This is a genomic window from Nocardioides koreensis, from assembly GCF_039531775.1.
Taxonomy (GTDB): domain Bacteria; phylum Actinomycetota; class Actinomycetes; order Propionibacteriales; family Nocardioidaceae; genus Nocardioides; species Nocardioides koreensis.
Map to the genome: position 1 here is coordinate 75,251 of NZ_BAAAQR010000018.1, position 12,855 is coordinate 88,105.

Genomic DNA, 12,855 nt, shown 5'->3' on the forward strand with positions numbered 1-12,855 from the left:
GGGAGAGGATCCCCTCCGTGTCGGCACCTGAGCAGCTCGGACGCCTGCGGCGGATCCGTCGGATCGGCGCCGGCGGGTTCGCCACGGTCTGGCTCTACCGCGACGACGAGCTCGAGTCCGACGTGGCCGTGAAGTGCCTGGCCGACAACTGGGCCGGCGACCCGACGGTGCGCGAGCGGTTCCTCGCGGAGTCCCGGCTGCTGCGACGGGCGCGGTCGCCGCACCTCGTGCACGTGCACGACGTCGGGGTCACCGGGGACGACACTCCCTACTTCGTGATGTCGTACGCCGACCTGGGGACGGTCGCCGACCTGGTCCGGCCGGGCGTGGGCGTGGGTCCCGACGAGCTGGTCGACCTCGTCACCCAGGCCGCCGAGGGCCTGGCCGCCCTGCACGCCACCGGCATCGTGCACCGCGACATCAAGCCGGCCAACCTGCTGCTGGCCTCGGACTCCTCCGGCCGGCGCCGGCTGATGGTCGCCGACCTCGGCGTGGCCAAGGCGATCAGCCCGGACGGTGACGTGACCCGCTCGGTCGGCACCCCGTCGTACATGGCACCCGAGCAGATGGACGACTCGGCGACCCTCGACGCCCGGGCGGACGTCTACGCCCTCGGCGCGGTCGCCTGGGCGTTGCTGACCGGGCAGCCTCCCCGGGCCCGTCGCCGGCCGGGCGAGCGGCCGGTCCCGGTGACCAGCCTGCGCGCGGTCCCGCCGGTGGTGGACCGGGTCGTGATGCGGGCGATGGAGCCGGAGCCCGACGACCGCTGGCCCGACGTCCGCTCCTTCGCCCGTGCGCTGGCCGATGCCTGCCGGGGCGTCGCACCCCCGCCCGCGCCGACAGCCGCACCGAGGGGCAGTCCCCCGACCGCGGCTCCCCCGGCGGCACGCCGGAAGGTGTCCACCCTGGCGCTGGCGGCGGCGTCGGCGCTGGTGGTCGTGCTCGCCGTGGCGCTCGGCGTCGTGCTGCTGCGCGGCGGTGCCGCCGGGAGCGACGACTACGAGCAGGCCTTCGAGGAGGCGGGCGTGGACTACGTCCGTGCCCTGCAGGAGCACCGCTGCGACGACGCCGCGGCCTACGACCCCGACCTCACCCGGCCCGAGGACGTCTGTGACCCCGCGAAGAACCTGCACCTGAAGCTGGCGCGCTGCCTCGACGTGGACGGTCCCGTCCGCGTCGACATGATCGGCGAGAACCGGGCGCGCGTGGTCTTCGTCGGGCAAGGCTACGTCGAGCTGGTCCGGGGCGAGAACACGCTCTTCCGGGCCGGGTTCATGGTCGGGTCCTGCTGATCCTGCCCGTCCGGCGTGGCGTCTGCCAGCAGCCCAGCGCGAAGCCGATCGTGGCCCGGTTGAGCCGGTCCGGCGTCATCCGCCACTCCAGGATGCTGTGCGCGCGCACGAAGGTCGCCCGCGGCATCTCCGCGGCCAGCATGGCTGCGTCGGCCGCGGGGTGGATCGGGTCCGCGGGATGCCCCACCACGAGCGCCGGTGCGGTGATCGCGCGGCGCTGCTTCGAGGACGGGGCGACCCGGCCGAAGAACATGCCGTGCACCACCGCGGCGACCGATCCGGCCCGCTGGTCCAGCGTGTCCAGCCCGATCCCGACCCAGAACGGGACCAGGCCCCGCGGGACCGGCCGGGTCAGCATCCGCAGGCCGTTGACGGTGAACGGCAGGAACCGGGCCGCGAACAGCAGCGGGCCGAAGGCCAGGATCCCGGCCTCCAGCGCGTTGTTGAGCACCGGCATCTCGATGATCAGGCCGCGCACCCGCTCGGGGGCGATGACCGCGACCTCGAGCGAGACGTTGGCGCCGAGCGAGGTGCCGCCGACCACCGCCTGGGGTGCCCCGAGGTGGTCGAGCAGCGCGACGACCTGCTCGGCGAAGGCCGTCGTCGAGTAGACCAACGGGTCCGCCGGCCGGTCCGACCTGCCGTGCCCGAGCAGGTCGAGGGTGACCACGTGCAGGCCCTCCGCCGCGAGTGCTCGCGCCAGCGGCTGGTGCATCCGCCGGGGCATCAGCTGTCCGTGCAGCAGCACCACCCAGGCGTCGCCGGAGCCGTACTCGGTGTACTCGAGCCGGTCGCGACCGGTGTCGCCCTCGACGAAGAACTGCCCAATGCGCTCGGAGACCAGCATGCCCAGAAATGTAATCGCTGGCGGCGCCCTTGGCTGGGATCCTTCTCGCCGTGGACCTCACCGACATCGAGACCTGCTACGACGCGGTGCCGCGTCCGGTGGCCACTGTCGAGGAGGTCGGGCCGTTCACGCTCTTCGTCGCCGACCCCCGCACCGGCTGGCAGCTCTACGCCCGACCCCGGCTCGGGGCGGCGCGCGAGGTGACCGCGGACGACGTACGACGGGTGCTCGCACGGCAGGCCGAGCTGGGCGTGCCCCGCGCCCTGGAGTGGGTCGACGAGGTCACCCCGTCGCTGCTGCCGGCGGTGCGCGCCGCCGTGCCGGGCCCGCACGAGCTCGAGCTGTGCCCGCTCCTCGTGCTCCCCGACGGCGCCGAGCCGCCCGGGAGCGCCGCCACCACCCGGGTGCTCACGGCCGACGACCCGGACCTTCCGCTCGTCGTCGGCGCGGTGAGCGCCGGCTTCGGCGGCCGCGACGCGGTGGTCGCGCGGGACCCCGGCCTCCGTGCGGAGCTGATCGCCCGCGGGCTGCTCGTCGTGGTCGCGGCGTACGACGGGTCCGGGGCGCTGGTGGGCGGCGGCTCGGCCGCCCCGCGGGGCGACACCGCCGAGCTGACGGGGATCGCGGTGATCCCGTCCGCGCGGCGGCGCGGGCTCGGCGCCGCGACCACCGCCGCACTGGTGAGGGCCTGCCGCGCCTCGGGGGTGCGTCGTGTGTTCCTGTCCGCGGCCTCCGACGACGCCGGCGCCGTCTACCAGGCCCTGGGGTTCGAGCGCCGCGGACGGGCCTGCATCCTCGGCGTCGCGGACTGAACGGGAGCGCCCGGGACCGGGTGGGACGGCGCGGCGCTCGCACTCCCGGCCCGCGTGGTCGAGACTGTGCGCCATGACCTGGTCCGTCCCCCGGTGTCCAGGCTGGCTGGTGGCGCTCGGGATGCTCGCGGCGGTCTACCTCGCCGGCGTGGGCGCGGTCCTCTTCGCTCCCCACGGCGACCCCGTCGCCACGTGGTGGCCGGCGGCCGGGCTGGCGGTCTCGCTGGTGTGCCTGGCCCCGCGCCGCTGGTGGTCGGTCCTCGCCCTCGGGATCGTCGTGTCCAGCGGCCTGGCCAATGTCACCGGCGGTCGCGACCTGCCCGTCTCGCTGCTCTTCGGCGTCGCCAACGCGGCCGAGGCGGTCGCCGCGGCGGCCATCCTGCGCGGCGGTGGCCGCCGCCGACCGCGCCTGGAGAGCCAGGACGACTTCATCAAGCTCGGTCTCGCGGCCCTCGTGGGCGGGGCGACGATCGCCACCGGTGCCGCCCTCACGGTCGTCGCCGTCGACCAGGGCTCCTTCCTCGACACCTGGCCCTCGGTCTTCGCCTCGCACGCGGCGTCCACGTTCATCCTGGTGCCGGTGGCGCTGGCCTCGTGGGCGACGGTCGGGGCCCCCTCGCGGGGCTTCCGGACGATCCGCCGGGGCGAGCTCCTGGTCCAGGTCCTCGCCCTGGTCGTCGTCACCGGGCTGGTCTTCGCGCCGACCCAGACCCTCCCGGTCACCTTCCTGCCGCTGCCGGTCCTGGTGTGGGCGGCGCTGCGCTTCGACGTCCGCACCGTGGTCTGGCAGCTCGCCGGCGTCAGCGTGGTCACGACGTACCTCACCGCCCATGGCTACGGACCCTTCGGCGCCAATCTCACCATCGGCCGGATCGACGCGATGGCCGCAGGCATGCTCACCCAGGGCTACCTGCTGTGCGCCGGGCTGATGTCGCTGCCGCTCGCCATCGCCGCGGAGCAGCGGGGCAGGCTGATCGACCGGATCCGCGCCAGCGAGCGGCTCTTCCGCCGCAACTTCACCGAGTCGCTGGTGGGCATGCTGCTGCTGCGCCGCGAGGGTGAGAGCCTCGAGATCGTCGACCTCAACGACACCGCCGCACGGCTGGTCGGGTCGGAGCAGGCCGACCTGGTCGGGGGCTCGCTGGGCGACCTGCTCGACACGTCCGAGCGCCTCGAGCTCGTCGCCGAGCGCATGCTGGCCGGCAACCTCGAGGGCTGGAGGGCCCAGACCGGCCTGCGCGACCGCGAGGGCGCGCGCGTCAACGTGGCGCTGTCCCTGCTGGCCCGCGACCCGCACCCGATGTTCGCCGCCCAGCTCCTCGAAGTCACCGCCGAGTACGACGCCCGTCGCCGGCTCGAGCGGGCCGAGAAGCTGACCAGCGCCACCCTCGACACGACCGCCTGCATCATCCTGGTCACCGACCTCGGCGGGAAGATCGTGCGCGTCAACTCCGCCACGACCGACCTCACCGGCTACTCCGAGGAGGAGCTGCTCGGTCGCCCGGTGTGGGAGACGACGATCGTCCCCACAAGCGCGGCCGACGTCGAGGCGCTCTTCCTGGCGCCGCCTCGATCCGGCAGGCCACTGATGCGCGAGGCGGACGCCACGACCAAGAACGGCGAGAAGCTGCGGATCGTCTGGAACAACAACATCGTCCGCGACGAGCACGACCGTCCCGTCAACGCCGTGCTGACGGGGATCGACGTGACGGCGGAGCGCAACACCTCCGGCCTGATGGTCCACCTCCTCGAGGCCGCGATCACCACCGCGCTGATCGGCATCGACAACGCCGGCCGGATCACCGTGTTCAACGCCGGCGCCCAGAACCTGCTCGGCTACCACTACGAGGAGATGCTCGGCGAGCCGTTCGTGCGGCTCCTCGACCCCGAGGAGCTGGGCACCCGGACCGGGACGCGGGACGACGAGGCGGCGTTCGCAGCCCTCACCTCCACGATCGGTCCCGGTGGCGAGGCGCGCATGCGGGACTGGACCTGGGTGTCCAAGGACGGCACGCACCACACCATCTCGATGACGCTCAGCGTCACGGCCGACAGCTCCCGGTCACCCATCGGCTTCCTCTGCGTCGGGCGGGACGTCACCGAGCAGCGGCAGAGCCAGGAGATGCTGGTCGCCGCCCTGGACAAGGAGCGCACCGCGGTCGAGCGGCTGCGCAAGCTCGACGAGGCGAAGAACGAGTTCGTCTCGACGGTCAGCCACGAGCTGCGCACCCCCGTGACCAGCATCGTGGGCTACACCGAGATGCTCCAGGACGGCTCGATCGTGGAGCCCGACCCCGGCCAGCTGCCGCTGCTGGCGACCATCGCCCGCAACGGCCAGCGGCTGATCGTCATCTGCAACGACCTGCTCATGCTCAGCGGCCTGGACTCCGGCGCCGTCCAGTGGGAGCGGGAGGTGCTGGACCTGACCACGATCCTCAAGCCCGTCGAGGAGGCCGTGCGGCCGCTGCTGATCGGCCGTGACCTGACCCTGCGCGTCGACCACCCCGACGTACCCCTGGTCGTGCTCGGTGACCGGGCCCAGCTCGAGCGGGTGCTGCTGAACCTGCTGAGCAACGCGGTGAAGTTCACCGAGGACGGCGGCGAGATCGACTGCCGCCTCGAGGAGCACGAGGGCGAGGCCGTGCTGACCGTCAGCGACACCGGCATCGGCATCCCCGAAGAGGAGCAGGGCGGGCTCTTCGAGAAGTTCTTCCGCTCCTCGACCGCGCAGAACCGCGCCATCCAGGGCACCGGGCTCGGGCTATCGATCGTGGCCTCCATCGTCGCCGCCCACGGCGGCCGGATCGGGGTCCGCTCCGCCCACCTCGCCGGCACCACCTTCACCGTCCGGCTGCCCCTGAAGCGGCCGTCCGCCCGGGGCTGACGCGACCCGGCCGGCCTCCCCCGCGGCCGCCTGCTCAGCCGCGGTTGACGGCGCTGATCACGGCCTTGAGCGAGGCGGTGACGATGTTGGGGTCCAGCCCGACGCCCCACAGCACCCGGTCGCCCACAAGGCACTCGACGTACGCCGCGGCGATGGCGTCGCCGCCCGAGGACAGCGCGTGCTCGGCGTAGTCGAGGACGCGCACGTCGAAGCGGCTGCCGCCGTCGGGGCCGGGCAGCTCGTTGATCGCGTTGACGAACGCGGCGATCGGCCCGTTGCCGGTGCCCTCGAGGGTCTGCAGCTCTCCGTCGACGTAGACGTTGACCGTGAGCGCGTCCTTCTCCCCCGCGGCCGAGGAGGTGTGCACCGAGTTCAGCCTCAGCGGCGCCTCCCGGTGGAGGTACTCGTCGGAGAAGACCGTCCAGATCTCGTCGGGCGACATCTCGCCACCCTCGGTGTCGGTGCGCTCCTGGACCACCCGGCTGAACTCGATCTGCGCGCGTCGTGGCAGGTCGAGCTTGTGCTCGGCCTTGAGGATGTAGGCCACCCCACCCTTGCCGGACTGGCTGTTGACCCGGATGACCGCCTCGTAGGAGCGGCCGACGTCCTTCGGGTCGATCGGCAGGTACGGCGCCTCCCACGGCATCTGCTCGACCGGGATGCCGCGCTCGTCGGCCCGCGTCTGCAGGTCCTCGAGGCCCTTCTTGATGGCGTCCTGGTGGGAGCCGGAGAAGGCGGTGTAGACCAGGTCGCCCGCGTACGGGTGGCGCGGGTGGACCGGCAGCTGGGTGCAGTACTCCACCGTCCGACGGATCTCGTCGATGTCGGAGAAGTCGATCATCGGGTCGACGCCCTGGCTGAAGAGGTTCATGCCCAGGGTCACCAGGCACACGTTGCCGGTGCGCTCGCCGTGGCCGAACAGGCAGCCCTCGACCCGGTCCGCCCCGGCCATCATCGCCAGCTCGGTGGCCGCGACCGCCGTACCGCGGTCGTTGTGCGGGTGCAGGCTGATCACGGTGTTCTCGCGGCGGGTCAGCTGCCGGGAGAACCACTCGATCTGGTCGGCGTAGACGTTCGGCGTCGCCGACTCCACGGTCGCGGGCAGGTTCAGGATGATCTCGCGGCCGTCCTCGGGCTGCCACACGTCGGAGACCGCCTCGCAGACCTCCAGGCTGAAGGGCAGCTCGGTCGAGGTGAAGATCTCGGGGCTGTACTCGTAGCCGATCACGGTCATGTCCAGGTAGGACTCGCCGTACTTCATCACCAGCTCGGTGCCGCGGGTCGCGATCGCCTTGACCTCGTCCTTGCCGGCGTGGAAGACCACGCGGCGGAACAGCGGCGCCAGCGCGTTGTAGAGGTGGATGTTGGCGCGAGGTACGCCGACCAGCGACTGCACGCTGCGCTCGATCAGGTCCTCACGGGCCTGGGTGAGCACCGAGATCGTGACGTCGTCGGGGATCCGGTCCTGCTCGATCAGCTGGCGGACGAAGGAGAAGTCGGTCTCGCTCGCCGACGGGAACCCGACCTCGATCTCCTTGTAGCCCATCTGCACGAGCAGCTCGAACATCTTCAGCTTGCGGGCCGGGCTCATCGGGTCGATGAGCGCCTGGTTGCCGTCGCGCAGGTCGGTGGAGAGCCAGCGTGGCGCCTCCGTGATCGTCCTCGTGGGCCAGGTGCGGTCCGGCAGGTCGATGGGCGGGTAGGCGCGGTAGCGCTCGACCGGCATCCCGCTGGGCTTCTGCGAACGGATGGTCATGGTGTCCTCGCTGATGTCGGTGCTGGGGCGGCCGGTCGCACGCACTCACTCCGCAGCGAGGGGGTCCGGCTCGTGCTCAGACCTCGCTGCGGCAGCGAAGAAGAAGCTGGCGCATCATGACTTCGCCACGATAGCCCACGCGTCCACGCCGCGGGACGGCCGTCTCACGGCTCGGCCCGTCGGTCCTCAGCGTCCAGCTCGGGGGCCTCCGACCGCTCGAGGGACTGCAGGCGCAGCTCGATCGCGGTGAGCCGGTCCAGGATCTGCTGCTCGATGGCCTCCTCACGCTCCTCGGCCGGCTCCTCGTCCTCGCGGACGAACAGCGAGGCGAGCGCGGCGCTGATCAGCGAGAGCAGCAGGAACCCGGAGACCATCAGGACCGCGGAGGTGAGCGCCCCGCCCACGCTCGTGGGCGTGCCCTCGACGAAGCCGACCGTGGTCATCAGCGACAGCGCCCACCAGAGCCCCTCCCAGTAGCTCCCGACCGTGTCCGACTCGAACGCGGCCGCGCCACCGGCACCGACCACGAGCGCGGCCAGCGCGATGATCACGCCCGGCAGCACGAAGCTGCGTCGTACCCGTGGGAGCTGCATGGGGTCACGATAGGTCCGGCCCCCGGGGGTGGCGCATGACACGATCAGGGCATGAGTGACGCCGACGGCCGGACCATGCGCGAGCGGATGCTCGCGGGCGAGCCCTACATCGCCGACGACCCCGACCTGTTCCGCGAGAGCCGCCGGGCCAGGGTGCTCTGCCACCGGATCAACAGCCTCGACCCCGACGAGTCACGACAGGTCGAGGAGCTGTTCGGAGAGCTCCTCGGGGCGATCGGCGAGCACAGCCACATCCGGCCGCCGTTCCACTGCGACTACGGCTACCAGACCTTCATCGGGGCGCGGACCTTCGCCAACTTCGGCCTGGTGTGCCTCGACGTCGCCCGGGTCACGATCGGCGACGACGTCCAGATCGGGCCCAACGTCCAGCTCCTGACGCCCACCCACCCGGTCGAGCCGGGTCCACGCCGCGACAAGTGGGAGGCCGCCGAGCCGATCACCATCGGCGACAACGTCTGGCTCGGCGGCGGGGTCATCGTCTGCCCGGGCGTCACCATCGGCGAGAACACCGTCGTCGGCGCGGGAGCGGTCGTCACCCGCGACCTGCCGGCGAACGTCGTCGCGGTCGGGAACCCCGCCCGCGTCGTGAAGAAGCTGGACGGCTGAGCATGGCCGCGGGGGGCGTGGACACCTGGGGCGTGCAGGCGGACTACGTCGACGCGTACGACGCGCCGCGCCGGGCCCCGGAGGCCACCGTCGAGGCGCTCCGCCGCGTGATCGGCACCCCGCCTCCGGACCTCGCGGAGCGCGCCCCGGTCGTCACCCGGCCCGGTCGGCGACTCGGGCTGGGCCGCGTCGAGGTCGAGTGCGAGGACGGCACCCGTCGGACCGTCGACGACGTGCTCCCCGAGGACTTCCCGCTGGGCTACCACCGGCTGCGGACCGAGGGCGGCAGCAGCCGGCGGCTCATCGTCTCCCCCGGGCGCTGCTGGCTCCCCGACCGGCAGCAGTGGGGCTGGGCGGTGCAGCTGTACGCCGCCCGGTCGCGGTCGAGCTGGGGCATCGGCGACCTCGCCGACCTTCGTGCGCTGCGGGAGTGGACCGAGTCGGCCGGCGGCGGCTTCCTGCTGGTCAACCCGCTGCACGCGGTCGCTCCCACGCTGCCGCAGGAGGCCAGCCCCTACCTGCCGGCGACCCGCCGTTTCCGCAACCCGGTCTACCTGCGCGTCGACGAGGTGCCGGGGTGGCAGCCCGGCCGGGCGGCCGACGCGCGCGAGCGGTTGAACGCCACCGAGCTGGTCGACCGTGACGGCGTGTGGAGCCTCAAGCGGGCCGAGCTGTGGGCGGCCTTCACCTCGCCCGGCGTGGCCGACGACGCGGCGTTCCTGGCCTGGCGCGGTGAGCGGGGCCGCAGCCTGGCGGAGTTCGCCACCTGGTGCGCGCTGGCCGAGGAGCACGGCCCGGACTGGCGGACCTGGCCCGGCGGACTGCGTCGGCCCGACGCGGCGGAGGTGGCCGCGTTCGCGGCCGCGCACGCCGAGCTGGTCACGTTCCACGCCTGGCTGCAGTGGCAGCTCGACGTCCAGCTGGGCCGGGCCACCGGGGGCACCACCGTGATCCAGGACCTGCCGATCGGCGTCTCCGGCGGTGGCGCCGACGCCTGGGCCTGGCAGGACGGGATCGCCGCCGGCGTCACCGTCGGCGCCCCGCCCGACCTGCTCAACACCGTCGGCCAGGACTGGGGCTCCCCGCCCCTGGTCCCGTGGCGGCTGCAGGCCGCGGACTACGAGCCGTTCATCCAGTCGGTGCGCGGCACGATCGCCGGGGCGGGCGGACTGCGGATCGACCACGTCATGGGGCTGTTCCGGCTCTGGTGGATCCCCGACGGCGCCTCGGCGACCGAGGGTGCCTACGTGCGCTACCCGAGCGACGACCTCCTCGACATCGTGGCGCTGGAGTCCCACCGCGCCCGGGCCGTCGTGGTCGGCGAGGACCTCGGCACCGTCGAGCCGGGGGTGCGAGAGGCCCTCTCGGACCGGGGCATGCTCTCCTACCGGCTGCTGTGGTTCGAGGACGACGAGCCCGACGACTGGCCGGTGTGCGCCCTCGCCGCGGTCACGACCCACGACCTGCCCACGGTCGCCGGGCTGTGGACCGGCTCGGACGCCGCCGACCAGCTGGCCAGCACCACCATGTCCGAGGACGACGTCCGCGACGGCCGGGCCGACCTGCTCGCCCGGCTGCGGCGCGGCAGCGAGCTGGTCGGCGACGCACCCGTCGACGAGGCGGTGGACGCGGCATACCAGCGGCTCGCGCGAGCGCCCAGCCTGCTGCTGTCCGTGGCGCTGGAGGACGCGGTCCTCGAGGAGCGCCGGCCCAACGTGCCCGGCACGGTCGAACGGGAGAACTGGCGGATCCCGCTGCGCGTGCCGGTCGACGACCTGCCGACCTCGGCGGCGGCCGGCCGCCTGGCGGCCCTGATGAGCGAGGCCGTGGGGACTACTCGGCCAGCATGATCCCGACGAAGAGCGCCGCGAGGGCGGTGAGCCCGGTGAGCGCCCCGTAGACGGCCATGGCCTGCTTCGACGTCGCCCGCGCGTGCAGGAACGCGGTGACGCCCGAGGCGAGCACGAGCACGTACTTCAGCGACAGCGTGTTCTGGAACGCCGCGCTGTCGTCGTCGGCGGCCACGACGTTCCACACGCCGGTCAGCACCAGCACCACGAAGGCCGGCCAGGCGATCCGGTTGAACGCGTTCGCGGCGGCCTTGGGCACCTCGGCCCCGGCGCCCCGCAGCGCCGGCACCAGCGCGGCCAGCGTGATCTGTCCGCCGACCCAGATGGTCGCGGCGAGCACGTGCAGGAACAGGCGGATGGTCTCGAGGTCGACGTCGTTCACGGGGGTCACCCTCTCGCGAGCTCCTTGGACACGCTCCACTGGGTGATGGTCCGGGCGGGAGTCCAGCCGGTGGACGCCCCGCTGGGAGCCGCCTGCTCGACCGAGAGCCGGGTGAGCTCACCCCCGCTGCGGGCGTACGCCGCAGCGAGGGCCTGCTCGGTCTCGAGGGTCGTGCCCTGCACGACGAGCCGCCCGCCCGGCCGCAGCGACCGGAGGCAGTAGCTCAGCAGCCCGGCGGCGGTCGCGCCCCCGCCGACGAAGACGGCGTCCGGCTTGGGCAGCCGCACGAGGACCTCGGGGGCGTGCCCGGTGACGACCTCGAGGTCCGGGACGCCGAGCGCGACCGCGTTGCGGCCGACCCGGGCGGCCCGGCCGGGATCGACCTCGACCGCGACGGCACGGCAGCTCGGGTGCGCCCGCATCCACTCGATGCCGATGCTGCCCGCACCGGCCCCCACGTCCCAGAGCAGCTGGCCGGGCTGCGGGGCGAGCCGCGCCAGCGCGCTCGCGCGCAGGTCCCGGCGGGTCAGCCGGCCGTCGTTCTCGAAGTGCTCGTCGGGCAGCCCTGGGGCCCAGGAGCCGACGACGGGACCGGCCAGCTCGAGGGCGACCACGGGGAGGTCCGGCCCCCGGCCCGACCAGTCCGCGGCGGTGGTGTCGACACGGCACTCCCGCTCGCCACCCAGGTCGCCGAGCACGGTCATCGCCGACCCGCCGTAGCCGGCCATGACCAGCAGCCCGGCCAGGAGCTCCGGCGTCGCGGCGTCCGGGGACAGCACCACCAGCCGGTGCCCGGGGGCCAGGTGCCGCAGCACCACGTGCGGGTCCCGGCCGGCGACCGGGACGACCGTCGTCGACTCGGCCGACCAGCCCATCCGGGCGCGAGCCAGCGCGACCGAGGACGTCGTGGGCTCGACCGTCACCGACTCCGCGCCGAGCAGGTCGACCAGCGTCGTGCCGATCCCGGAGAGGAACGGGTCGCCGGCGGCGAGGGCCACCACGCGGCGTCCCGCATGCCGCCGGAGGACCGCGGGCAGGCCGTCGCGCAGCGGGTGCGGCCAGGCCTCGCGCTCCTGCCGGTCGACGTCGGGCACCAGGTCGAGGTGCTGGTCACCGCCGAGCAGGACCTCGGCGTCGAGCACCACGGACCGCAGGCGTTCCGGCACGCCGGACCAGCCGTCGGCCCCGATGCCGACGACGGCGACGTGGACGGGTGGGGAGAAGCGCACGGGGCCCGACGCTACCGTGACGGCCGGCCGGTGCGCGGCCCCGACGGCCCCCACTAGCCTCGGCCCCATGTCCCGGCTGCTGATCGTCCACCACTCCCCCACCTCCACGGTGCGGTCGCTCGCGGAGGCGGTGGTCGCCGGGGCGCACGACGACGCGATCGAGGGCGTCGACGTGGTCGTCCGCCCGGCCCTGGAGGCGCGTGCGTCCGACGTGCTCGCCGCCGACGGCTACCTGCTCGGGACCCCGGCGAACTTCGGGTACATGAGCGGAGCGCTCAAGCACTTCTTCGACACGATCTTCCTCGAGGCCGGGGGTGCGCTCAGTGACGACGGGTCGGCCGGCAGCGTGAGCGGCGGCAAGCGCCCCTACGGGCTGTGGGTGCACGGCCGCTACGACACCACCGGCGCGGTCCGATCGGTGCAGTCGATCGTCGGCGCCCTGCCCTGGCGCCAGGCCGCGGAGGTGCTGGAGGTCCTCGGCGACGTGGGCGACGACGACCTCGCCGCGGCGTACGAGCTCGGCGGGACGCTGGCGGCGCTCCTCGCGGGTTGACCGGACGCTCGACCGACCCCGATCACCGGT

General features: G+C 73.5%; 11 protein-coding genes. 6 read left to right on the forward strand and 5 right to left on the reverse strand.

Translation table 11 applies throughout. The annotated features are described in order from the left end of the window. Positions 1–17: 17 nt before the first annotated feature. Positions 18–1,292 (forward strand): serine/threonine-protein kinase, encoded by a 1,275-nt coding sequence (locus ABD268_RS21980; RefSeq protein WP_344157818.1) that lies wholly within the window; start codon positions 18–20, stop codon positions 1,290–1,292. Here the strand turns inward: ABD268_RS21980 and ABD268_RS21985 are convergent. Further along, positions 1,273–2,139 (reverse strand): alpha/beta fold hydrolase, encoded by an 867-nt coding sequence (locus tag ABD268_RS21985; RefSeq protein WP_344157820.1) that lies wholly within the window; start codon positions 2,137–2,139, stop codon positions 1,273–1,275. The genes ABD268_RS21980 and ABD268_RS21985 overlap by 20 nt on opposite strands. A 50-nt stretch (positions 2,140–2,189) precedes the next feature. On the opposite strand from ABD268_RS21985, the gene ABD268_RS21990 reads away from it, so the two are divergent. Both ABD268_RS21990 and ABD268_RS21995 read left to right on the forward strand, forming a co-directional pair. Then, positions 2,190–2,951: a GNAT family N-acetyltransferase gene (locus ABD268_RS21990; protein WP_344157823.1), complete on the forward strand. Its 762-nt coding sequence runs from the start codon at positions 2,190–2,192 to the stop codon at positions 2,949–2,951. Between the two features lie 73 nt (positions 2,952–3,024). Further along, positions 3,025–5,835: a PAS domain S-box protein gene (locus ABD268_RS21995; protein ID WP_344157826.1), complete on the forward strand. Its 2,811-nt coding sequence runs from the start codon at positions 3,025–3,027 to the stop codon at positions 5,833–5,835. 34 nt (positions 5,836–5,869) lie between these two features. On the opposite strand, the gene leuA is transcribed toward ABD268_RS21995, so the two are convergent. Both leuA and ABD268_RS22005 read right to left on the reverse strand, forming a co-directional pair. Then, positions 5,870–7,591: a 2-isopropylmalate synthase gene (leuA, locus tag ABD268_RS22000; protein WP_344157829.1), complete on the reverse strand. Its 1,722-nt coding sequence runs from the start codon at positions 7,589–7,591 to the stop codon at positions 5,870–5,872. Positions 7,592–7,755: 164 nt separating this feature from the next. After that, on the reverse strand, positions 7,756–8,184 hold the full coding sequence (locus ABD268_RS22005; RefSeq protein ID WP_344157831.1) for an ion channel: 429 nt from the start codon (positions 8,182–8,184) through the stop codon (positions 7,756–7,758). Between the two features lie 51 nt (positions 8,185–8,235). Here ABD268_RS22005 and ABD268_RS22010 point away from each other — a divergent pair, with 51 nt between their 5' ends. Both ABD268_RS22010 and malQ read left to right on the forward strand, forming a co-directional pair. Next, entirely contained in the window at positions 8,236–8,811 is a 576-nt protein-coding gene (locus ABD268_RS22010) for a sugar O-acetyltransferase (protein WP_344157834.1), read from the forward strand. A gap of 2 nt (positions 8,812–8,813) precedes the next feature. Further along, positions 8,814–10,661, forward strand: coding sequence for a 4-alpha-glucanotransferase (gene malQ, locus ABD268_RS22015; protein WP_344157837.1), 1,848 nt, complete (start codon positions 8,814–8,816; stop codon positions 10,659–10,661). Here malQ and ABD268_RS22020 read toward each other — a convergent pair. Together ABD268_RS22020 and cbiE are read right to left on the reverse strand one after the other, a co-directional pair. Beyond that, the gene (locus ABD268_RS22020) at positions 10,645–11,043 is read right to left on the reverse strand and encodes a hypothetical protein (RefSeq protein WP_344157839.1); all 399 of its coding nucleotides are present in this window, start codon (positions 11,041–11,043) and stop codon (positions 10,645–10,647) included. The two genes, malQ and ABD268_RS22020, sit on opposite strands and share 17 nt — an antisense overlap. Before the next feature lie 5 nt (positions 11,044–11,048). After that, entirely contained in the window at positions 11,049–12,272 is a 1,224-nt protein-coding gene (cbiE, locus tag ABD268_RS22025; RefSeq protein ID WP_344157842.1) for a precorrin-6y C5,15-methyltransferase (decarboxylating) subunit CbiE, read from the reverse strand. Between the two features lie 67 nt (positions 12,273–12,339). Here cbiE and ABD268_RS22030 point away from each other — a divergent pair, with 67 nt between their 5' ends. Further along, the gene (locus ABD268_RS22030) at positions 12,340–12,825 is read left to right on the forward strand and encodes a flavodoxin family protein (RefSeq protein ID WP_344157845.1); all 486 of its coding nucleotides are present in this window, start codon (positions 12,340–12,342) and stop codon (positions 12,823–12,825) included. The last annotated feature ends 30 nt before the right edge of the window (positions 12,826–12,855 follow it).